Origin of the sequence: Streptomyces sp. NPDC050732 (assembly GCF_040654255.1) — a bacterium.
In the GTDB taxonomy this organism is placed as follows: Bacteria; Actinomycetota; Actinomycetes; order Streptomycetales; family Streptomycetaceae; genus Streptomyces.
The window spans coordinates 46,868-68,189 of record NZ_JBFAHP010000011.1; the positions used below are offsets into that span (position 1 = coordinate 46,868).

General features: G+C 72.0%; 20 protein-coding genes. 8 read left to right on the forward strand and 12 right to left on the reverse strand.

Annotated elements, in window-relative coordinates:
- Positions 1 to 23 precede the first annotated feature (23 nt).
- On the forward strand, positions 24 to 1,022 hold the full coding sequence (argF, locus tag AB0H82_RS12325) for an ornithine carbamoyltransferase (protein WP_362991629.1): 999 nt from the start codon (positions 24 to 26) through the stop codon (positions 1,020 to 1,022).
- A 60-nt stretch (positions 1,023 to 1,082) separates the two neighbouring features.
- Positions 1,083 to 2,540, forward strand: coding sequence for an amino acid permease (locus AB0H82_RS12330; RefSeq protein ID WP_362991631.1), 1,458 nt, complete (start codon positions 1,083 to 1,085; stop codon positions 2,538 to 2,540).
- Here AB0H82_RS12330 and AB0H82_RS12335 read toward each other — a convergent pair.
- Positions 2,503 to 2,952: an ATP-binding protein gene (locus tag AB0H82_RS12335; RefSeq protein WP_362991883.1), complete on the reverse strand. Its 450-nt coding sequence runs from the start codon at positions 2,950 to 2,952 to the stop codon at positions 2,503 to 2,505. The two genes, AB0H82_RS12330 and AB0H82_RS12335, sit on opposite strands and share 38 nt — an antisense overlap.
- A 251-nt stretch (positions 2,953 to 3,203) precedes the next feature.
- Here AB0H82_RS12335 and AB0H82_RS12340 point away from each other — a divergent pair, with 251 nt between their 5' ends.
- Both AB0H82_RS12340 and AB0H82_RS12345 read left to right on the forward strand, forming a co-directional pair.
- Positions 3,204 to 4,031, forward strand: coding sequence for an enoyl-CoA hydratase family protein (locus tag AB0H82_RS12340; protein ID WP_362991633.1), 828 nt, complete (start codon positions 3,204 to 3,206; stop codon positions 4,029 to 4,031).
- 380 nt (positions 4,032 to 4,411) lie between these two features.
- Positions 4,412 to 6,733, forward strand: a complete 2,322-nt coding sequence (locus AB0H82_RS12345) for a bifunctional salicylyl-CoA 5-hydroxylase/oxidoreductase (RefSeq protein WP_362991885.1) — start codon at positions 4,412 to 4,414, stop codon at positions 6,731 to 6,733.
- Positions 6,734 to 6,766: 33 nt separating this feature from the next.
- Here AB0H82_RS12345 and AB0H82_RS12350 read toward each other — a convergent pair whose 3' ends face one another.
- The 3 genes from AB0H82_RS12350 to AB0H82_RS12360 are packed head-to-tail and all read right to left on the reverse strand — an operon-like array spanning position 6,767 to position 9,839.
- Positions 6,767 to 7,342, reverse strand: a complete 576-nt coding sequence (locus AB0H82_RS12350; RefSeq protein ID WP_362991635.1) for a HutD family protein — start codon at positions 7,340 to 7,342, stop codon at positions 6,767 to 6,769.
- 22 nt (positions 7,343 to 7,364) lie between these two features.
- Positions 7,365 to 8,180: a PaaX family transcriptional regulator C-terminal domain-containing protein gene (locus AB0H82_RS12355; RefSeq protein ID WP_362991637.1), complete on the reverse strand. Its 816-nt coding sequence runs from the start codon at positions 8,178 to 8,180 to the stop codon at positions 7,365 to 7,367.
- Between the two features lie 9 nt (positions 8,181 to 8,189).
- Positions 8,190 to 9,839: an AMP-binding protein gene (locus tag AB0H82_RS12360; protein WP_362991639.1), complete on the reverse strand. Its 1,650-nt coding sequence runs from the start codon at positions 9,837 to 9,839 to the stop codon at positions 8,190 to 8,192.
- 109 nt (positions 9,840 to 9,948) lie between these two features.
- Here AB0H82_RS12360 and AB0H82_RS12365 point away from each other — a divergent pair, with 109 nt between their 5' ends.
- From AB0H82_RS12365 to AB0H82_RS12375, 3 genes are all read left to right on the forward strand, one after another.
- Positions 9,949 to 11,253, forward strand: a complete 1,305-nt coding sequence (locus tag AB0H82_RS12365) for an acyl-CoA dehydrogenase family protein (protein WP_362991641.1) — start codon at positions 9,949 to 9,951, stop codon at positions 11,251 to 11,253.
- Positions 11,250 to 11,651, forward strand: a complete 402-nt coding sequence (locus AB0H82_RS12370) for a RidA family protein (RefSeq protein ID WP_362991642.1) — start codon at positions 11,250 to 11,252, stop codon at positions 11,649 to 11,651. Before AB0H82_RS12365 ends, AB0H82_RS12370 begins: the two co-directional genes overlap by 4 nt.
- A 147-nt stretch (positions 11,652 to 11,798) precedes the next feature.
- The gene (locus AB0H82_RS12375; RefSeq protein WP_362991644.1) at positions 11,799 to 12,515 is read left to right on the forward strand and encodes a hypothetical protein; all 717 of its coding nucleotides are present in this window, start codon (positions 11,799 to 11,801) and stop codon (positions 12,513 to 12,515) included.
- Between the two features lie 70 nt (positions 12,516 to 12,585).
- Here the strand turns inward: AB0H82_RS12375 and AB0H82_RS12380 are convergent, their stop codons facing one another.
- The 8 genes from AB0H82_RS12380 to AB0H82_RS12415 form a co-directional block, all read right to left on the reverse strand.
- Positions 12,586 to 13,341 (reverse strand): inositol monophosphatase, encoded by a 756-nt coding sequence (locus tag AB0H82_RS12380; protein WP_362991646.1) that lies wholly within the window; start codon positions 13,339 to 13,341, stop codon positions 12,586 to 12,588.
- A complete protein-coding gene (locus AB0H82_RS12385; RefSeq protein WP_362991648.1) occupies positions 13,338 to 13,886 on the reverse strand; it encodes a 2'-5' RNA ligase family protein in 549 nt (182 codons plus the stop codon). The genes AB0H82_RS12380 and AB0H82_RS12385 overlap by 4 nt, the downstream gene beginning before the upstream one ends.
- A gap of 83 nt (positions 13,887 to 13,969) precedes the next feature.
- Entirely contained in the window at positions 13,970 to 14,830 is an 861-nt protein-coding gene (locus AB0H82_RS12390) for a carbohydrate kinase family protein (RefSeq protein ID WP_362991650.1), read from the reverse strand.
- A complete protein-coding gene (locus AB0H82_RS12395; protein WP_362991652.1) occupies positions 14,827 to 16,092 on the reverse strand; it encodes a DUF4145 domain-containing protein in 1,266 nt (421 codons plus the stop codon). The genes AB0H82_RS12390 and AB0H82_RS12395 overlap by 4 nt, the downstream gene beginning before the upstream one ends.
- A 120-nt stretch (positions 16,093 to 16,212) precedes the next feature.
- Positions 16,213 to 17,487, reverse strand: a complete 1,275-nt coding sequence (locus AB0H82_RS12400) for a hypothetical protein (protein WP_362991654.1) — start codon at positions 17,485 to 17,487, stop codon at positions 16,213 to 16,215.
- Positions 17,488 to 17,649: 162 nt separating this feature from the next.
- Positions 17,650 to 19,179, reverse strand: coding sequence for a UDP-N-acetylglucosamine 1-carboxyvinyltransferase (locus AB0H82_RS12405; RefSeq protein WP_362991656.1), 1,530 nt, complete (start codon positions 19,177 to 19,179; stop codon positions 17,650 to 17,652).
- 247 nt (positions 19,180 to 19,426) lie between these two features.
- Complete coding sequence (locus AB0H82_RS12410) at positions 19,427 to 19,591, reverse strand: hypothetical protein (RefSeq protein ID WP_362991658.1); 165 nt, start codon at positions 19,589 to 19,591, stop codon at positions 19,427 to 19,429.
- A 217-nt stretch (positions 19,592 to 19,808) separates the two neighbouring features.
- Positions 19,809 to 20,396, reverse strand: coding sequence for a TetR family transcriptional regulator (locus AB0H82_RS12415; RefSeq protein ID WP_362991660.1), 588 nt, complete (start codon positions 20,394 to 20,396; stop codon positions 19,809 to 19,811).
- Positions 20,397 to 20,473: 77 nt separating this feature from the next.
- On the opposite strand from AB0H82_RS12415, the gene AB0H82_RS12420 reads away from it, so the two are divergent.
- On the forward strand, positions 20,474 to 21,298 hold the full coding sequence (locus tag AB0H82_RS12420) for a class I SAM-dependent methyltransferase (protein WP_362991662.1): 825 nt from the start codon (positions 20,474 to 20,476) through the stop codon (positions 21,296 to 21,298).
- The last annotated feature ends 24 nt before the right edge of the window (positions 21,299 to 21,322 follow it).

A 21,322-nucleotide genomic window follows, 5' to 3' on the forward strand; every position in this document is an offset into this window, starting at 1 on the left:
TTTCCGCATTCCTGGAGCGCCTCATGGCCACAGACCTCACCGGCCGCCACTTCGTCAAGGAGCTGGACTTCACCGCCGACGAGTTCCGCGGCCTGATCGACCTGGCCGCCGAGCTGAAGGCGGCCAAGAAGGCCGGGGCCGAGACGCGGCGGCTGCGGGGCAAGAACATCGCGCTGATCTTCGAGAAGAGCTCGACCAGGACCCGCTGCGCCTTCGAGGTGGCCGCCGCCGACCAGGGCGCCGCCACGACGTACATCGACCCGTCCGGGTCGCACATCGGCAAGAAGGAGTCGTCGAAGGACACCGCCCGGGTGCTCGGCCGGATGTTCGACGCCATCGAGTTCCGCGGGGACGCGCAGGACACGGTCGAGACGCTCGCCGCGCACGCGGGCGTGCCCGTCTACAACGGCCTGACCGACTCCTGGCACCCCACCCAGATGCTCGCCGACATGCTCACCATGACCGAGCACAGCGCCAAGCCCCTCACCGGTACCGCCTTCGCCTACCTCGGGGACGCCCGCTTCAACATGGGCAACTCGTACCTGGTCACCGGCGCCCTGCTCGGCATGGACGTACGCATCGTCGCGCCCCGCGCCTACTGGCCCGCCGAGGAGATCGTCGCGCGGGCCCGGGAGCTCGCCGCGGCCAGCGGCGCCCGCCTCACGCTCACCGAGGACGTCGAGGAAGGCGTCCGGGGCGCCGACTTCGTCGGCACCGACGTCTGGGTGTCGATGGGGGAGCCCAAGGAGGTGTGGGCCGAGCGCATAGCCGCCCTCGCGCCCTACACGGTGACGATGGACGTCCTGCGCGCCACCGGCAACGCCGACGTGAAGTTCCTGCACTGCCTGCCCGCCTTCCACGACCTGGGCACCCAGGTCGGACGCGAGGTCCACGAGACGTACGGCCTGGAGGCCCTGGAGGTCACCGACGAGGTCTTCGAGTCGGCACACTCCGTCGTCTTCGACGAGGCCGAGAACCGTATGCACACGATCAAGGCGGTCCTGGTCGCGACACTGACCTGACACCCCGCACCGCGCTCCACGCTCCACGCACCACGCACCACCGGAAACGAGAACCACCCCATGAGCCCCACACGCACCAATGGGCTTCGCATCAAGTCCCCCGACCAGCTCGTCGCCGAATCGGGGGCGGACCTCGAAGGCCACGGCCTCCGGCGCACCATGGGGCTCTTCCAGCTCGTGTGCTTCGGTGTCGGCGCCATCGTCGGCACCGGCATCTTCGTCGGCCTCTCCGACTCGGTCGCCGAGGCCGGCCCCGCCGTCGCGGTCTCCTACGTCCTCGCGGCCGTGACCTGCATCTTCACCGCGTTCTCGTTCGCGGAGCTGGGCGGCGCGATCCCGGTCTCCGGCAGCTCGTACTCGTTCGCGTACGCCTCACTGGGCGAGCGCACCGCGTTCCTCGTCGGCTGGTGTCTGCTCCTGGAGTACGGCGTCTCGGTCTCCGCGGTCGCGGTCGGCTGGAGCCAGTACCTGAACGAACTGCTGCACAGCCTCACCGGATGGGAGCTGCCCGCCGCGCTCTCCGCCGGACCCGGCGAGGGCGGCGTGCTCAACCTGCCGGCCGTCGTCGTCATCCTGCTCGCCGCCGTCCTCCTGGTGCGCGGCATCCGCGAGAGCGCCGGCGCCACGGCGGCCATGGCGGTGCTGAAGATCGGCATCCTGCTGCTCTTCCTGGCCGTCGCGTTCACCGCGTTCGAGGACGGCAACCTCACGCCCTTCGCGGGCGCGGGCGTCTCCGGCATCACCGCGGGCGCCTCGCTCGCCTTCTTCTCCTTCATCGGCTTCGACGCGGTCACCACGGCCGGCGAGGAGGTGAAGAACCCGCGGCGCAACATCCCCCTCGCCATCATGATCTGCATCGGCGTCGTCACACTGCTCTACGTCGCCGTGGCGCTCGCGGCCATCGGCGCGCTCGGCTCCGACGCCGTCGCGGACAAGCCCGCCGCCCTCTCGCTCGTCGTCGACCACGTCACCGACTCGACCGTCGGCGGCGGCATCATCGCCTTCGGCGCGGTCGTCGCCATCGCCTCCGTGGTGCTCGCCGTCATGTACGGCCAGACCCGCATCCTGATGTCGATGTCCCGCGACGGCCTTATGCCGCGCGTCTTCGCACGCGTCTCGCCGAGGACCGCGACCCCGGTCGCCAACACCTGGATCGTCGCGGCGGTCGTCGCCGTGCCCGCCGCCTTCTCGTCGCTCGACGTCGTCGTCAGCCTCACCACCATCGGCACCCTGACGGTCATGGCCGTGGTGAACGTCGCGGTCCTCGCCCTGCGCCGCTCGGCCCCGGACCTGCGCCGCACCTTCCGCGTGCCGCTGTACCCCGTCAGCCCGGTCCTCGGTGTGGGCTTCTGCCTCTATCTGATCTGGGGCACGGGCTGGACGACGTGGCTGCAGTTCGCCGTGTTCCTCGTGGCGGGCGCCGTGGTCTACGCGCTCTACGGCCGCGGCCACTCGCGGCTCGGCCGGGGCGAGGCGCCGGTCAGCGCCGGGGCCGCGGGGGAGTCGCGGGAAGCGTGAACCAGACCGCCTTGCCGGACGCGGTGGGGCGGTGGCCGCAGGACGAGCTGAGGGTGCGGATCAGGAGCAGGCCGCGCCCGTGCTCCTGCCAGGGGTCCGGCTCGCCGGGCGGGTCGGGGGCGGTGAGGTCACCGGGCGGCAGCGGGTTGGAGTCGTGCACCTCGACCTGGCAGCCGGTCGGCAGCAGCTCGATCACCAGCTCTATGGGGTCCTGCCCCGCGGTGTGCTCGACGGCGTTCGCGACCAGCTCGGCGGTGAGGAGCTCGGCGGTGTCGGTGTCGGCGGACGTCTCGATGTCGTTGAGCGCCGTACGGACCAGGGCGCGCGCGACCGGCACGGCGGCCGCGGTGTGCGGCAGCGCGATGCGCCAGGAGGCGGGGGAGGAGGGCTCGTGCAAGGCGGGTCCGTTCAGGGCAGGCAAGCGGTCCTGCTTTCAACCGTACGAATCCTAAGCGCTGTGGCGGCAGGGCCGACGGTCGGGCGTTCCCGGGACGTACGGCCCTGTGTCGTTCCGCTGTCGCACGGCCGTCATATCGCGCACTCATGACGACAGTCACGGGACGGTGATAACTTCGGGAGTGGCACTCTCCGTCGCCCCACCGGTGCTCCACGACGCCCCACACCCGCGCACTCCAGCCCCCCAGGCCGAGGAGGCCGCACCAGATGAGTCCCTTCACCGGCTCCGCGACCCGCACCCCCGACTGGCGGCACCTGCGACTCGCCGTCGACGAAGGGGTCGCCACGGTCACCCTCGCCCGCCCCGACAAGCTCAACGCCCTCACCTTCGGCGCCTACGCCGACCTGCGCGACCTGCTCGCCGAGCTCTCCCGCGACAAGTCCGTGCGCGCCCTCGTGCTCGGCGGCGAGGGCCACGGCTTCTGCTCCGGCGGCGACGTCGACGAGATCATCGGCGCCACGCTTGCCATGGACACGGCCCAGCTCCTCGACTTCAACCGCATGACCGGCCAGGTCGTCCGGGCGATCCGGGAGTGCCCCTTCCCGGTGGTCGCCGCCGTGCACGGCGTGGCGGCGGGCGCCGGCGCGGTCCTCGCCCTCGCCGCGGACTTCCGCGTCGCGGACCCCTCGGCCCGCTTCTCCTTCCTCTTCACCCGGGTCGGCCTCTCCGGCGGCGACATGGGCGCCGCCTATCTGCTGCCGCGCGTCGTCGGCCTCGGCCACGCCACCCGGCTCCTCATGCTGGGCGAACCGGTGCGCGCCCCCGAGGCCGAACGGATCGGCCTCATCAGCGAGCTGACGGAGGAAGGCAGGGCCGCCGAGGCCGCGCGGACCCTGGCGCGGCGCCTCGCCGACGGCCCCGCCCTCGCGTACGCGCAGACGAAGGCGCTGCTCACCGCCGAACTGGACATGCCGCTCGCCGCCTCCGTCGAACTGGACGCGGCCACGCAGGCCCTCCTCATGAACGGCGAGGACTACGCCGAGTTCCACGCGGCCTTCACGGAGAAGCGCCCGCCGAAGTGGCAGGGCCGATGAGGACGGGGGCGACGAGGACGAGGACGGGGGCGACGAAGGCGGAGACGGCACCGGCGCCCACCGGGCCACCCGGGGTGACCGCGAGCCGTCCTACAGAGGCGCCCGCGACAGGTGCCTGTCCGTCCTCGTTCGGGCCGGCTGTGCGCCGTCCTGCGGAGGCAGGTGCGGTGGGCGAGACCGCCGAGGAAGGCGTGGCGGCAGGCCGGCCGGCGCCCCGTCGGCCGACCTCGCTCCGCCCTGCCGAGGCGCCCGCGGCGGACGAGGCACCGGTGACGGACGAGGCGCCCGCGGCGGACGAGGCGCCCGTGACGGACGAAGCGGCGGCCGTGGACGAGGCACCGGTGACGGACGAGGCGACCGCGGCGGACGAGGCGGTCGCCGTGGACGAGGCGGCCGAGCTCACCCGGGTGCGCACGCCGCCCGCGGCGCACCGCATCGCCGTCATCGGCGGCGGACCCGGCGGGCTCTACGCCGCCGCGCTGCTCAAGCGGCTCGACCCCGCCCGCGAGGTGACCGTCTGGGAGCGCAACGCGCCCGACGACACCTTCGGCTTCGGTGTCGTCCTCTCCGACGAGACCCTCGGCGGCATCGAGCACGCCGACCCCGCCGTGTACGCCGCGCTCCAGGCCGAGTTCGTGCGCTGGGACGACATCGACATCGTGCACCGCGACCGGCGGCACACCTCCGGCGGCCACGGCTTCGCGGCGCTCGGGCGCCGCAGGCTCCTGGAGATCCTGCACGAGCGCTGCCGCGGGCTCGGCGTCGAGCTCCGCTTCCGCACCGGGGCGCCGCCCGCCGCCGAGCTGTCCACGGCGTACGACCTCGTCGTCGCCGCGGACGGTGTGCACAGCCTCACCCGCGAGGCGCACGCCGACGTCTTCCGGCCGAGCCTCACGACGCACCGCTGCCGCTACATCTGGCTGGCCGCGGACTTCGCCTTCGACGCGTTCCGGTTCGAGATCGCCGAGACCGAGCACGGCATGATGCAGCTGCACGGCTATCCGTACTCCCGCGATCCCGACGCCTCCACCGTCATCGTCGAGATGCGTGAGGAGGTGTGGAGGGAGGCCGGGTTCGCCGAGCTCGACGAGCGCGAGTCCACCGAACGCTGCGCCAAGATCTTCGCCGACGCGCTCGGCGGCCGCCCGCTGCGCGGCAACAAATCCGCCTGGATCAACTTCCGCACGGTCGTCAACGACCGCTGGTCCCACGGCAACACGGTGCTCCTCGGCGACGCCGCCCACACCGCGCACTTCTCCATCGGCTCCGGCACCAAGCTCGCCGTCGAGGACGCCCTCGCCCTCGCCGCCTGCCTCCAGGAGCAGCCCGACATCCCGAGCGCCCTCACGGCGTACGAGAGCGAGCGCCGCCCCGTCGTCGCCTCCACGCAGCGTGCGGCCCGCGCCAGCCTGGAGTGGTTCGAGCGGCTGCCGGACCACCTGGGCCAGCCGCCCCGGCAGTTCGCGTTCAACCTCCTCACCCGCAGCCGGCGCGTCACCCACGACAACCTCCGGCTGCGCGACGCCGGGTTCACCCGCGCCGTCGAGCGCGACTTCGGCTGCCCCGAAGGCACCCCGCCGATGTTCACGCCCTTCCGGCTGCGCGACCTGACCCTGCGCAACCGCGTCGTCGTCTCCCCGATGGACATGTACTCCGCCGTGGACGGCGTCCCCGGCGACTTCCACCTGGTGCACCTGGGCGCGCGGGCACTCGGCGGCGCGGGCCTGGTCATGACCGAGATGGTGTGCGTCAGCGAGCGCGGCCGCATCACGCCGGGCTGTGCCGGGCTCTACACCGCCGAACAGGCCGACGCCTGGCGGCGTGTCACCGACTTCGTCCACGCGCAGGCACCCGGCACGGCGATCGGCGTCCAGCTCGGCCACTCGGGCCGCAAGGGCTCCACCCGCCTGATGTGGGAGGGCATCGACGAACCGCTGCCCGACGGCAACTGGCCGCTCGACGCCGCCTCACCGCTCCCGTACAAGCCGGGCAGTCAGACCCCCCGCGAACTCTCCCGCGCCGGACTGGCCGAGATCCGCGACCAGTTCGTCGCGGCGGCCCGGCGCGCCGACCTCGCAGGATTCGACCTCCTCGAACTGCACTGCGCCCACGGCTACTTGCTCTCCGGCTTCCTCTCGCCGCTCACGAACCGCCGCACGGACGCGTACGGCGGCTCCCTCCGGGCCCGCCTCCGCTTCCCCCTCGAAGTCTTCGACGCGGTACGGGAGGTGTGGCCGGACGGCAGGCCCATGACGGTCCGCATCTCCGCCACCGACTGGGCCGACGGCGGCACCACGGCGGCCGACGCCGTCGAGATCGCCCGCGCGTTCGCGGCGCACGGGGCCGACGCGATCGACGTGTCGACGGGCCAGGTGGTCTCCGACGAGCGCCCCGCGTTCGGCCGCTCCTACCAGACGCCGTACGCCGACCGCATCCGCAACCGGACCGGCATCCCGGTGATCACGGTCGGCGCCGTCTCCTCCTGGGACGACGTCAACTCCCTGCTCCTCGCGGGCCGCGCGGACCTCTGCGCCCTCGCCCGCCCGCACCTCTACGACCCGCACTGGACCCTGCACGCCGCCGCCGAACAGGGCTACGCGGGGCCGGGCGTGAGCTGGCCCGTGCAGTACCGCGCGGGCAGCCGACGGCCCCAGACGGGACGCACGGACGCGCCCAAGCCGAGGCTGACCCTGAGCGGCTGAGCGGCTGAGCGGCTGGGCGGCTGAGCGCCCGCGTCAGCGCGGCGCGGTGGTCCTCGCCTTGATCCTGACCTCGGCCACCGTGCCGTCACCGCGCAGCGTGAGCGCGCCCGGGCCGTCCCGGCGTACGCAGTCGAGACGGCCGAGCGGAGTCCCCCGCCCTTCCTGCCCACCGACGGCGACCCCTTCCGTGACGGCCATGACCAGCAGGATCTGGCCCGCCGCGCACACCGTCCCCGCCTCCCGCCCGGCGGTGACGTCGACGATCCGCACGTCGGCCGTCGCGGAGCCCCTGCGGGTCATCACGTTCAGATTGCGCACGGCGCCCGCCACCAGTCGGCAGTCCGTCGCCGCGTCACCGGGAAAGGCGAAGGGGCGCAGCGGCTCCACCGGCCGCGGTGCGGCCCCGGCCACGGTCAGCAGCATGCCGTCGCCCTCGACCGGGGTGATCACACGGTCGATGCCGGGAAAGGACGAGAAGGGGCCGTCCCCGTCCACGTCCGCGACGCTCACCCGCCAGCCGGTGCCGTCCGCGACCTCTCTGGTCGTACCGCCACCGTTCTTCCACGGCACGACGCGGTACTCGCTCCAGCGCAACACGTCCTCGCCCACCCGTCTCCTCCAGCCTTCCGGTCTATGCGGGCCGCACGAACAGCGCCCCGGCCTCCCGCAGCCGGCCGTCCAGCGCCGCGAACACCGCGGCGGAGCGGTCCCCCGGCCAGTCCGCGGGCAGCAGGTCGGCGGGCAGGCCCGGGTCGGCGTAGGGGAGTTGGCGCCAGGAGTCGAGGGCGAGGAGATAGTCGCGGTACGCCTCCTCGGGCGGCGGGGGAGCGCCCTTGCGGGTCTCCCAGGAGCGCAGCACCGGCTCGTGCCGGTCCAGGAACGCCTCGTGCTGTTTGGCCAGGGACGAGAGGTCCCACCAGCGCCCGACCGCCTCCGCCGTCGGCGCGAAGCCCAGGTGCTCGCCGCGGAACAGGTCGACGTACGGGGAGAGTTGGAGGCGCTCCAGGGTGTGCCTGGTCTCCTCGTAGAGGTGCGCGGGGGCGATCCAGACGCCCGGCGCCGCCGTGCCGAAGCCGAGGCCCGCGAGGCGGGAGCGCAGCACGTGCCGCTTCTGGCGCTCGGCCTCGGGCACGGAGAAGACGGCGAGGACCCAGCCGCCTCCCCGCCGCGCGACCTCGGTGCCGTAGATGCGGCGGTCGCCGTCCTCCAGGAGCTGGCGCGCGTCGGGCGAGAGCGCGTAGCCCGCGGCGCCCGCCGCGGTGCGCGCGGGCACGAGCAGGCCGCGCCGCTTGAGCCGGGACACGGAGGACCGCACCGACGGCGCGTCCACGCCGACCGGCGCGAGGAGGCGCACCAGCTCGGCCACCGGGACGGGTCCTGGCGCGGCGCGGCCGTAGGCGCCGTAGAAGGTGACGATCAGGGACCGTGGGGTGTGCTGCTCGGACACGTGATCACTCTACGGGCCCGGTTCCGCCGGGGGCCCGGCGCGCAGCCGGAACCGCTGCAGCTTCCCCGTCGCCGTCCTCGGCAGGGCGTCCAGGAAGACGATCTCGCGCGGGCACTTGTACGGCACGAGCTCGCCCTTGACGAACTCGCGGAGCCGGTCGGCGTCGGGCGTCGCCCCCTCGCGCAGGACCACGTGGGCCACGACGACCTGGCCGCGCAGCTCGTCGGGGCGCCCCACGACCGCGGTCTCGGCGACGTCGGGGTGGCGGAGCAGGGCCTCCTCGACCTCGGGGCCGGCGATGTTGTACCCGGCCGAGATGATCATGTCGTCGGCGCGGGCGACGTAGCGGAAGTAGCCGTCGGGGTCGCGGACGTAGGTGTCGCCGGTGATGTTCCAGCCGTGCCGTACGTACTGGAGCTGGCGGTCGTCGGCGAGGTAGCGGCAGCCCACCGGGCCGCGCACGGCGAGCAGTCCGGGCTCGCCGTCCGGCACCGGGGCACCGGAATCGTCGACCACGCGCGCGTGCCACCCCGGCACGGGGCGTCCCGTCGTGCCGGGCCTGATGTCGTCGTCGGCGGCGGAGATGAAGATGTGCAGCAGCTCCGTCGCGCCGATGCCGTTGATGATGCGGTGGCCGGTGCGCCGGTGCCAGGCCTGCCAGGTGGCCGCGGGCAGGTTCTCCCCGGCCGAGACGCAGCGGCGCAGCGAGGAGACGTCCTGCCCTTCGAGCCGGTCCAGCATCGTGCGGTACGCGGTCGGCGCGGTGAAGAGCACCGAGATCCCGTGGCGCCCGATGGCGGGCAACAGCTGCTTGGGACCGGCCTGTTCGAGCAGCACGGACGATGCGCCGAAGCGCAGCGGGAAGATGACGAGACCGCCGAGCCCGAAGGTGAAGCCGAGCGGCGGGCTGCCCGCGAAGACGTCGTCGGGCACCGGCTTGAGGACGTGCCGCGCGAAGGTGTCGGCGATGGCGAGCACGTCGCGGTGGAAGTGCATGCACCCTTTGGGCCGCCCCGTCGTACCGGAGGTGAAGGCGATGAGCGCGACGTCGTCGGCGGCCGTGTCGACCGCCTCGTACTCCGCGGGCTGCCTGCCCGCACGCACGAGAAGGTCGTCGGGTCCCTCACCTCCGTACGTGGTGACGCTCAGCCCCGGCACCCCGGCCTTGATCAGGTCGTCCACCGACCGGACGTCGCAGAGCGCGTGCCGCACCTCGGCGATCCCGCACATGGTGGCGAGCTCCTGCGACCGCTGCTGGGCGAGGACGGTCACGGCGACCGCGCCCGCCTTCATCACGGCGAGCCAGCAGGCCGCGAGCCACGGCGTGGTGGGCCCGCGCAGCAGGACGCGCCGGCCGGGCCGTACGTCGAGCTCGTCGGTCAGCACGCGCGCGATCCGGTCGACGTGCTGCCGCAGCAGGCCGTACGTCCAGGTCTCGCCGGACGCGGTGTGGAAGGCGGGACGCTCGGCGCCGAACCGCTCGACGGTCCGGTCCAGGAGCTCCGCACCGCAGTTGAGGCGGGCGGGGTAGTGCAGCTCGGGCCGGTCGTGGACCAGCGCGGGCCACCGCTCGCGCTGCGGGAGGTGGTCCCGGGTGAACGTGTCGACGTGGCCGGACGGTGTCAGCCCCGGATCGGCCGGATTGCCGGTGGGTTCCATGGCGGCTCTGCCCCCTTGCCTGCCGGTCGGGCGCTGTGGTGGGCTCGCTCCATGAGCGTATCGTGATGGTGACGACAGTCAACGGTGCGCGATAAAGGAGGGGACCGGGATGACGGCCTTCGCACTCACCCCTGAACAAACCGCCCGCTGCGCAGAACTGCGCACCCTGGCCGCCGACCGACTCCGCCCCCTGGCGGAAAAGGGCGAACCGGGCCACGTGAACCGCCCACTGGTGGCAGCACTGGGCGAACTCGGCCTACTGGACGCCCTGTTCGAGGCGGACGAAGGCTCCCCAGGGGCGCGGGGAACTGCGCGGCCAGCCCCATCGGATCCGCAGATCAGAACCGCCCCCTCCAGCGAAGCGTCCCGCACACTCGGCCTCTGCCTGACCCGAGAGTCCCTCGCCTACGCCTGCACAGAGGCGGAAACAGCCTTCGCCCTGCAAGGACTGGGCGCGCACCCCGTCCACACCCACGGCTCCCGCGCCCAGCGGGACCGGTGGCTGCCCCCGGTCCGCAGGGGCCACGCCATCGCGGCCTTCGCGCTCTCCGAGCCGGGCGCGGGCTCGGACGCGGCGGCCCTGAACCTCGCCGCGACCCCCGCCGGCTCCGAAGGCTGGCGCCTCACCGGCGAGAAGTGCTGGATCTCGAACGCCCCCGAAGCCGACTTCTACACCGTCTTCGCCCGTACGTCCCCCGGCGCGGGCTCCCGCGGCGTCACCGCGTTCCTGGTCCCCGCCGACCGCGCGGGCCTCACCGGCATCCCTCTCGACATGCTCTCCCCGCACCCGATCGGCGCCCTCGCCTTCGACGGCGTGCGGGTCACCGCGGCCGACGTGCTCGGCGAGGTGGACCGCGGCTTCCGGGTCGCGATGACCACGCTCAACCGGTTCCGGCCGAGCGTCGGCGCGTTCGCGGTCGGCATGGCGCAGGCCGCGCTCGACGCCACACTGGCCCACACCGCCGAACGGACCGCGTTCGGCGGCCCGTTGAAGGGCCTCCAGGCCGTCGCCCACCAGGTCGCCGAGATGGCCACGCGCACGGAGGCGGCCCGCCTGATGGTGTACGCGGCTGCGGCGGCGTACGACCGCGAGGGCCCGCAGGCCCCCGGCATCGCCCGGCGCGCCGCGATGGCGAAACTCATCGCCACGGAGACCGCCCAGTACGTGGTTGACGCGGCCGTCCAACTGCACGGCGCCCGCGCGCTGCGCCGCGGACACCTCCTGGAACACCTCTACCGCGAGGTGCGGGCGCCCCGCATCTACGAGGGGGCGAGCGAAGTCCAGCGCACGATCATCGCCAAGGAGCTGTACGCCCACACGGAGGGGTACGCCCACACGGAGGGGCACGCCCATAAGGAGGGGCACGCCCATAAGGAGCCGTACGCCACCCACCCGGAGGAGCCGCCCGCATGAGCAGCCTGAACCGCGTCAACCCCGCCGAACTCTCCCCGCCCAAGGGCTTCTCGCACGCCGTCACCGCCACCGGTTCCCGCCTCGTCTTCCTCGCCGGGCAGACGGCGCTGGACAGCGAGGGCAAGGTCACCGGCGCCACCCTGCCCGAGCAGTTCGAACGCGCGCTGGCCAACCTCCTCACCGCCCTGCGCCACGCGGGCGGCACCCCGGCCGACCTCGCCCGCGTCACCGTCTACGCCACGGACGTCGCCGGCTACCGCGCCTGCGCGCCCGAACTGGGCCGCGTCTGGCACAGGTTGGCGGGCCGCGACTACCCGGCGATGGCGGTGGTGGGTGTCGTCAGACTGTGGGACGTGGAGGCCCTGGTGGAGCTGGACGGGGTGGCCGTGCTCGACTGAGCGAATGCCGCATTCCGGGTGAGCGCGGGGAATCCGCGGGTACTCGACGACGACCGCGGCCACTGGGGCCGCGGATGACGGAACGTCCGAGTGTTCCGCGGGAGGGATGACCACGTGCGTTCGAGAAGGGTTACGGGTGTCATCGGAGTGACCGTGCTGTCGGCGGCCCTGCTGACGAGCTGCGGAGACAGCGACGACGGAGGCGGTTCCGACAAGCCTTTCGCCGGCGACAGCGCCGACCGGATCGCCGCCAAGGCGGTGAAGGCCACCAAGGGCGCCGACTCGATGCGCGTCAAGGGTGACGTGCGGCAGACCGACGGCAAGTCGGTGAGCATGGACATCGTGGTTGACCAGGCGAAGAACTGCCAGGGGACCATCGGCACGGGCGGCTCCGAGGCCGAGGTGCGGCACACGGACGGGACGCTGTACCTGCGCGGCAACGAGCAGTACTGGAAGTCCGCGCTCAAGACCCAGCCCGGCGCGCAGAAGGCCGTGTCCAAGGTCGCCGACAAGTGGGTCAAGATGCCCGCCGACGACGCCTCCACCAGCGGCCTCTGCGACAAGCAGGGCCTGGTCGCGTCGATGGACGAGAACAAGTCCGAACGCAAGGGCATGAAGAAGGGCGACACGACGACCGTCGACGGCAAGGAGGCCATCGCCCTGACGAAGAAGGGCTCGGGCGGCGAGACGAACACGCTGTACGTCGCCACGGAGGGCAAGCCGTACATCCTGCGCATCTCCGTCAAGGGCGGCGACACTCCCAACGACGCCACGTTCGGCGACTACAACAAGCCGGTCCGCCCGAAGGCACCGGCCAAGGACGAGACGGTGGACCTCAAGCAACTGGCCGCTTCCGGGCAGTAGCGAGGACGGGCGTGGCGGTCGGGTCGACGCCACGCCCACCGCCCACCACTCCGGCGCCGAAAGCTTTGGCTCAGCTGCTTCGGCACAGGTCGGCGAGCCACCGGGCCACCCCTGGCGCGCCCGCCAGAAGAACGGGAGAGTCGAAGGTGAACGCGGTGCCGTCGATGCCGAGGACCGCCCGCCCCCGGTCGCGGCACAGCGCCGCCCCGGCCGCGACGTCCCACGGCTTGGGAGCGACGCACACGCAGGCGTCCAGCCAGCCTTCCGCCACGCCCGCCAGGTCCAGGGCCATCGAGCCCTGCAGCCGGACCCGGTAGGCCTCGTCCCGTACACGGTCGAGGACATGTCGCACACTGCTGTGCCCGGAGCCGGTGCCGGAGATACCCACGAGCGCGCGGCCCACGTCGTCGGCCACAGGGCGCACATCGTTGGAGCGGCCCGGCGTCGTCCACCGCTGTCCGAGGGCAGGCGCCGTCAGGACACCCACCAGCGGAACGCCGTGCTCCACGTAGGCGAGCGAGACGGCGTACATCGGGCCGCCCCTGGCGAAGTTCGTCGTCCCGTCGATCGGGTCGAGCAGCCAGGAGCGCGCGGGCAGCGGGGCGCCGGGGGCCCACGACTCCTCGCCGACGAGCGGTACGCGCGGCGTTCGCGCGGCCAGTACTCGCCGCACCCGGGACTCCACCTCGATGTCGGCGGCGGTGACCTCCTCGCCGGAGGTCTTGAACCGGGCGGTCGACCATGTCCCTCCGGCCGTCGCCAACCACGGGGCAACCTCGTCGACGGCCGCCTCGGCAATGCTCAGCAGCTGCGGCAGGTCCGTCACATAGGCCCCAGCGGTCGCTCCAGCAAGGTCTCCGCGTGGGCTCCGTGCTTGCCCATGACGTAAAAGCTGAGGCGGTCGAACACCCACTCCTTGGGCAGGCTGACCCGGTCCTCCGCGGTGCGGGCCAGCTCCAGGGCGGTCTCTTCCTCGGCTCGGCCCAGGGTCACGTGCGGCGCGTAGGCCTTGCCGGTGTAACGGTAGCCGTAGCGCTCGAAGCTGGCCCGTTCGTCGGCAGTGAACCGGGAGATGTCCTTGGTGTTGTCGAAGGCTGCCCGGTCGAGATGCCGGTCCAGCGCGGCAAGTGCGGCCTCCTGCAGCGCTTCGAGCAGCGGAGGCCGCTCCAGGGCGAGGAACAGCCAGCCGGTGGGCTGGTAGACCACACCCGTGCTGGACAGGCGTACCTCGTCGCGTAGACCACTTTCGGCCGCGGCGGTGCCGATCATCTCCAACGCCTCTGCCGGAACAAGGGAGTCCGTGAACGGCCCCTGGAAGACGGTGACATGCGGGAGATTGCCGTCCGGATGCAGCACGGGCTGCAGACGCACGTCACCTCCGATGTCTTTCTGCAGTCGTACGGCGACCCGCAAGTGGTCCGCTCGTGGCAGCAGTGCAACACCGAGCCATCTCGTCACGGGTGAGCTCCAATTCTTGTGATCACATGGCGTGCCGCGTCGAGGCCTCGCCGCATGCAGACCGTCGGCGGTTCGCCGTCCAGCCAGCCGGCGATGACGCCCGCGTCGAACGCATCGCCGCCGCCGGTTCTGTCCAACGGATCCACTGGCACGGTGGGCTCGTGGAACAGTTGCCCGGTGGCAGAGGCCCACACGGCGCCCTCGGCACCCAAAGTCACTATCACATCGCCGGATACGAGCTCCGCGGTGCGCCGCGCGATCCCGAAGACGTCGGACGCTTCGTACGGTCGCGGGAGACGCGCCGCCTCATCGGCGTTCATGAAATTGAGCGACGCCCTGTGTGCGAGGGGGCCCATGTCCCTGCCGTTCCATTCGATGGAAACGCTCCGCCCGGCTTGGTGCGCGAGATCCACGACGCGTCCGAGGACGGAAGTGGGCTCCCCGATGACATGGACGTGATCCACCGTGTGTACGTCCTCCTCCGTGACGGCGCGGAACGCGCGATCGCGGTCCGCGCCGGCGAAGGTCAGCATCCGCTTCCCGGCACCCGACGACAGGACGACGGCCATGCTCGTACGGGCCCCGGCCTGTACCTGAACCAGCGAGGTGTCGACACCACTCGTGTTCAGTACCTCCAGGCACATCGCACCCGCCGTGTCGTCGCCCACGGCGGACACCAGCCGGACGGCGCAGCCCTGCCGGACCAGCCCCACGGCGGTGTTCGACGCGGCGCCGCCCGGCAGCACGGAGCATTCACTGCCCCGCAGCTTCTCGTGTTCCGAGGGGAGCCGGTCGGCTTGCGCGATGACGTCGAAGTTCACGCCGCCCACGACCAGCACGCGCTTCGGCGCGCTCACGGCCCGCCCCAGCGGTAGCTCTCGAACAGCACGTGGCGCACCAGCCGTTCACGGCTTTCAGGCAGTGTTTCCGGCGGGAACGAGGCGTGAGCCACCAGGTCACGGACCAGCCGCTCGAACATCTCGTCGTCGGATCCGCACTCGTGGAACGACCGCATCAGCTCACGGCGCAGCTCCCCGGGATGCAGGTCCAGCTCCTCCAGCCACGCCCGGTTCGCGATGAGTACGTTGGCGGCGGCCGAACGCAGCCGCGCCTGGGTCGGTGCCGGCAGCATCTCGGAGTTGAGGAGTTCGAAGTAGGCGTCGTCCTCCCGAGCGTGCATGCGCAGGTTCTGGCCGCCCACCGCCAGGACGTCCCGATTCAGATGAAACAACTCCAGCCCGAGGTGGTGCGGTACGTCGAGGACGCTGATCCCCATGTCCGCGAGGCCCGCCTCGTCGGTCGACAGCGCCGAGAGCAGATTGTCGAACATGTCGCTGTGCTTGGGCACCGCGATCTGCGCACCGGCCGGGTCCGTGAGGAACTCCTGGGCCGTCGCCCCACCCCACCGGCCACCACGGGCCGCCAGCAGGTAGAAGTTCCGGCCGCCCATCGAGTAGCCGACCCGGCCGACGGGCACCACCTGGTCCTGGACGGCCTCATCCGTCTTGAGCAGGCGAAGTATGCGCTGCTCGTTGTAGACCGCCGCGTCGAGGAGCCGGACCGACACGTCCCGCACGAGATTGTCGGACCAGGGGAGTTGCAGCGACACCACACGGTGGTTCCGGCGGGCCAGGGCCTTCTCCAGGCCACAGCCCAGCAGTACGGCCTTCACCACTATCAGCGTGGAGTCCGCGAGCCGGGTCGTGCCCGTGCTGCGCCGGTGGTCGGAGAGCTCGTGCCGGGCGGCCTCCTCGGCGAGCGATTTACTGGTCTGCCCGTACCAGACGGCCAATTGGGTCAAGGCGTTGAGGCACGGACTCACGTCCTCGGTGGAGAACTCCTCGGCCGATCCGTCCTGGGCGTGACTGCCGTAGTTGCCGTAGTTCTGGATCGTGCGCACGGCGAGCACGACCTTGGGCGGCACCAGGTTCTTCGCGGTCAGCACGGTCAGCAGGGACTCAAGGGTCGGCTTCGAGCCGACCGCCTCCCGCAGGGCGATGTCCAACAGAATTGACTCCGCTGCTCTCCTCGCTGTGCCGAGGAAGACCTCGGGGTCTGATTCCGCGTACCTCAGAGCTTTTCTGTACAGCCGGAGCGGCTCCCCTTCATTGACCGTCACCCCGTGTCCCGCATCCTTTTCGCTCAGGTCCGCGGAGAGCAAGATAGCGCGGGGTCAAGGACGGGTACAGGCGGTATCCGGTCGCGTCGCCTGCTCCTGTCGGAGGGGCGCGCACGGGATTCATCGACCGTCGCCGGGATCCCTGCCGCGCAGTGAGGACAGGACGAGACGGCCGTAGCGTGTGGTGAGGGCCAGCGCCGTGGCGGCCAGCGCGGCGGCGAGCGCGACGACGACGGCGGTGGCTCCCTTGGCATCGAGAACCTGGACGATGCTCAGAGCCGTACCGACCGGCAGGCCGAGAATGGTCAGGACACCGAGGGCGCCCGCGATCTGCTGACTCTCCTGGGTCTGTACCAGCCGCGCGTAGTCTGCTGCTTCGGCGAGGATCTCGTCGAAGCGTTCCGCGAGGCGGTGCTGGGTCTGGAAGCTCAGCAGCAGTTCGTTGGCCGGACCGTGGGCGGTGAGGTGCTGACGCCAGTAGGTGCTGCGAAACGTGGCGATGTGCCGTTCGAGAGCGGTCACACGGCGGGCGAGCTTCGGGCCGTCGAAGACACCGGAGAGACCGTCGGTCAGTTCGTCGATGTGGCTGCGCTGGATGCTGCCGAGCAGCAGAGCGTCGAGGTAGACGGTGCGGGTGTGCAACTGCGCGAAGTCGTAGAAGTCGCCCTCGCCCGGGTCGGCGCGGTGCCCGAGGAACGCCGCACCGTGGCGCAGCACCAGAGCGCTCCAGTCGGCGGAGATGCGCAGGGCGCTTCCTGCCCGGTCGGCCCACTGTTCGAGCGGGGTCGGGAAGTCTGCCTCCGTTGACCTTGATGCGAGGTACCAGAGCCATCGGTCGGCCGTCTCCGGAAGCCGGCCGTCCTCCCGCAGCGCGGGGGTGTGCTGCGTTCCAGGCGTGAGGAGCGCGACCGTGTACGGGCGGGCGGTCGCGAAAGGGGCATCGACATCTCGTGGCTCGGCCGCTCCGGCCAGCAGCAACGCGGGGGAGAGGGGTCCGTCGAGCGGGTCGGAGCCGGCGGGGCCGTGGTGGCCGCCGATGGCCCGCAGCGTCTCCAGCAAGGCGGGGCCCTCGACGTCGAAGTGCAGCACCGCCAGACCATGGTCCGGACAGCGGGCTGTGGAGGTGCGCAGCAACTCGATTCCCCGCAGGTGCAGCGACTCGTGCCGCACGTCCATGAACCGGTGCCAGCGGCAGGGCTTCTCGGGCGTGCCGTAGAGAGCACGGGCGGCGGCCGGAGTGAAGTACGTCTGCCGGGCCGCGGCATCGGTGCGGCGGCTGCCGAGTTCGAAGGGTATGGGGCCGGTCGGCCAGTCGGCGACCGCGGTGAATCGGACCGGCAGAACGACGGCCAACGTCTGCCGGACGCCGGTGACGGAACTGAGGTCCGGGTTCACGGGGGGAGCCTCCGGTGCGTGACGTTGGGACATGGGCCGGGCGGGCCCCAGAGTACGGATATCGCCCGCCGCGCCCCGGAGAAGGCGCACAAAAAATGCCGCCGCACCCGCCCATGACCCGCACAACAGCAGGTCAGAAACGAGTGCAGCGGCACTGTCGCGTCAGATGTCCCGGAACGTCTCGATCTGCGCCCCCACCGAGTTCAGCCGCTCCGCCAGGTCCTCGTAACCGCGGTTGATCACGTAGACGTTGCGCAGGACCGAGGTGCCCTCCGCCGCCATCATGGCGAGGAGGACGACCACGGCGGGGCGCAGGGCGGGCGGGCACATCATCTCGGCGGCGCGCCAGCGGGTGGGGCCTTCGACCAGGACGCGGTGCGGGTCGAGGAGTTGGAGGCGGCCGCCGAGGCGGTTGAGGTCCGTGAGGTAGATCGCCCGGTTGTCGTAGACCCAGTCGTGGATCAGCGTCTTGCCCTGTGCCGCCGCCGCGATGGCCGCGAAGAAGGGGACGTTGTCGATGTTGAGGCCGGGGAACGGCATCGGGTGGATCTTGTCGATGGGCGCCTCCAGCTTGGAGGGGCGCACGGTGAGGTCGATGAGGCGGGTGCGGCCGTTGTCCGCCGCGTACTCCGCCGTGCGGTCGTGGTCGAGGCCCATCTCCTCCAGGACCGCGAGCTCGATCTCCAGGAACTCGATCGGCACCCTGCGCACCGTCAGTTCGGACTCCGTGACGACGGCGGCCGCCAGCAGGCTCATCGCCTCGACGGGGTCCTCGGAAGGGGAGTAGTCGACGTCGACGTCGATGGTGGGCACGCCGTGCACGGTCAGCGTGGTCGTGCCGATGCCCTCGACCTCGACGCCCAGCGCCTCAAGGAAGAAGCAGAGGTCCTGGACCATGTAGTTCGACGAGGCGTTGCGGATGACGGTGGTGCCCGCGCTGCGCGCCGCGGCGAGCAGGGCGTTCTCGGTCACGGTGTCCCCGCGCTCGGTGAGGACGATGGGGCGGTCGGGGGAGACGTCGCGGGCCACCTCGGCGTGGTACAGCCCCTCGGTCGCCGCGATGTCCAGGCCGAACCGGCGCAGCGCGATCATGTGTGGCTCGATCGTGCGGGTGCCGAGGTCGCAGCCGCCCGCGTAGGGCAGCTTGAAGTGGTCCATGCGGTGCAGCAGCGGGCCGAGGAACATGATGATCGAGCGGGTGCGGCGCGCGGCCTCCGCGTCGATGGCGTCCATCTCCAGCTTGGCGGGCGGCACGATCTCCAGGTCGACGCCGTCGTTGATCCAACGGGTGCGTACGCCGATGGAGTTGAGCACCTCCAGGAGGCGGTACACCTCCTCGATGCGGGCGACGCGGCGCAGCACCGTGCGGCCCTTGTTGAGGAGGGACGCGCAGAGCAGCGCCACGCACGCGTTCTTGCTCGTCTTGACGTCGATGGAGCCGGAGAGCCTGCGGCCGCCGACGACTCGCAGATGCATGGGGCCCGCGTACCCGAGCGAGACGATTTCACTGTCGAGAGCCTCGCCGATTCGGGCGATCATCTCAAGGCTGATGTTCTGGTTGCCCCGCTCGATGCGGTTCACGGCGCTCTGGCTGGTGCTGAGCGCCTCGGCGAGCTGCGTCTGTGTCCAGCCCCGGTGCTGCCGGGCGTCACGGATGAGCTTGCCGATGCGTACGAGGTAGTCGTCTGCCATGAGTCGCAGGCTATCTCAGATATGAGATGAAGTGCGCGCCGGGGTAGGCCATTCGAGGAGCCGCCGTCCGGGGGACCTTTCGGACCTTTCCCGCGCGGGACCCGACGCGCCGGTGGCCCCGCCGCCGCCCGCGTCACTCGGGCGGCGGCCGCGCCTCCTGCCGACGACTCGGCCTCGTGCACCACTGTGCCCCCGACGGGCGTGAGCCGCACGTCGACAGAGCTGATACCGGCCACCGGACACCGCGTCACATCGCGGGCGAGCACGAGGAGATCGGCCGCTTCTGCTCTGTCCGCGGTTCCGGTGGCGTGTTCCGTACGAAGGTGTGCGCGGTGCCCGAGGCGTGCGTGAGCAGGGAAGACGTACGACTCATGCCTTCCTGGGGGCAGTAGAGGTCACCCTCGTCCTGCATGCCGTCACGGTCGATCGCGGCGCGTATCCGGTTCCGGGCCCGCAGAGGGCCGACCGGTCGGTCCGAGCCACCCGCGAGCGCCGCGCGCCGCCTTTCGAGGCCGCGCGCCCGGTACTGCCCTCTGTGCCGCGACGGAGTCGCTGACAGGGCTTCAGCTCCCGTGACCGCAGTGACCCTCCAGCCGGAGCGGACCGCGCGCACCGTCGGCACCCTCAAGTCACGGCTCCCGTACGACCCCTGCGACCACCGAGCGAACGACCTTCCGGGCGGCGTCCTGCGGGACGTCCCGCTGACCGGCGAAGAGCAGGTGCCCGCTGCCGACGAGGGTGAACGCGAGCGTGTCGGTGTCGGTGTCCGGGGCGACGCGGCCGAGTTCGCGCTCCGCCGCGAGGTAGCCGGCGAGCGCGGCCCCCGCCTCCGTGAGGAGGGGGACACCGGTCGGTGTGGTCCGCCGCAGCCGGGCGCGGAGCGCGTCCCGTGAGGTGATCAGGCCGAGGACGCCCAGGGCGACGGGCCCGAACAGGTCCGTCAGCGCGGCGGTGACGTGGTCGACGACGGTGCCCGTGCCCGCGGCCTCACGCAGCGCGGCGCCCCGCGCCTCGACCCCGCGGATGCGGTCGAGCACCAGCTCGGCGAGGAACGCGTCGAAGTCGGCGAAGTGCCGGTGCAGGACACCCTTGGCGCAGCCCGCCTCCGTGGTGACCGCGCGGCTGGTCAGCGCGTTCGGTCCGGCCCGGAGCAGGACGCGCTCGGCGGCGGCGAACAGCTGCTCGCGCACATCGCGGATGGCCACACCTGTCGGCACGCGGGCACCTTCCTGTCTCCGTGGTTCCGGCCCACCGGTCCGTTGACGAGTGGGCAGGTGCCCACCATAGTGGGCGCATGCCCACTCACCCGGGGGACGAACCCCACCGGCACCGTCGCATGGCCGAGTCCTTCGGCGTGGACGCCGAGCGCTACGACCGGGCGCGCCCCCGCTACCCCGACGCCCTGGTGGACCGGATCGTTCCGGCGGGCCACGGCTCCGGGCCCGCCGTCCTCGACGTCGGCTGCGGCACCGGCATCGCCGCCCGGCAGTTCCGCGCGGCGGGCTGCACCGTGCTCGGGGTGGAGCCCGACGAGCGGATGGCGGAGTTCGCGCGGCGGCTCGGCGTGCCGGCCGAGGTGGCGACGTTCGAGGCCTGGGACCCGGCGGGCCGGGAGTTCGACGTGGTGGCCGCCGGCCAGTCCTGGCACTGGGTCGACCCGGTCGCGGGAGCGGCCAAGGCCGCGCGGGTGCTGCGGCCCGGGGGCCGTCTCGCGGTGTTCTGGAACGTGCCCGAGCCGCCGCCCGCCGTCGCGGAGGCATTCGCCGAGGCCTACGAGAGGGTGGCGCCCGACTCGCCGGTCGACGTCCGCGCGACACCTCGGCGGGCCGGGGACGGCTACTGGTCGCTGCTCACCAAGGCCGCCGACGGCATCCGCGGGACGGGCGCGTTCGGGGCGCCCGAGCAGTGGCGCTTCGACTGGGAGGTGACATACACGAGGGACGCCTGGCTGGACCAGCTGCCGACACAGGGCGCCCTCACCCGGCTCCCGCCGGACGACGTGTCCCGGGTCCTCGACGCGGTCGGCGCGGCCGTCGACGCGATGGGCGGCAGCTTCCCGATGCGGTACGCGACGGTGGCGCTGGCGGCGGAGCGCCTGGCTGGGATCATCGGCCGATGACCACCATCAGCACGAGGCCCGACA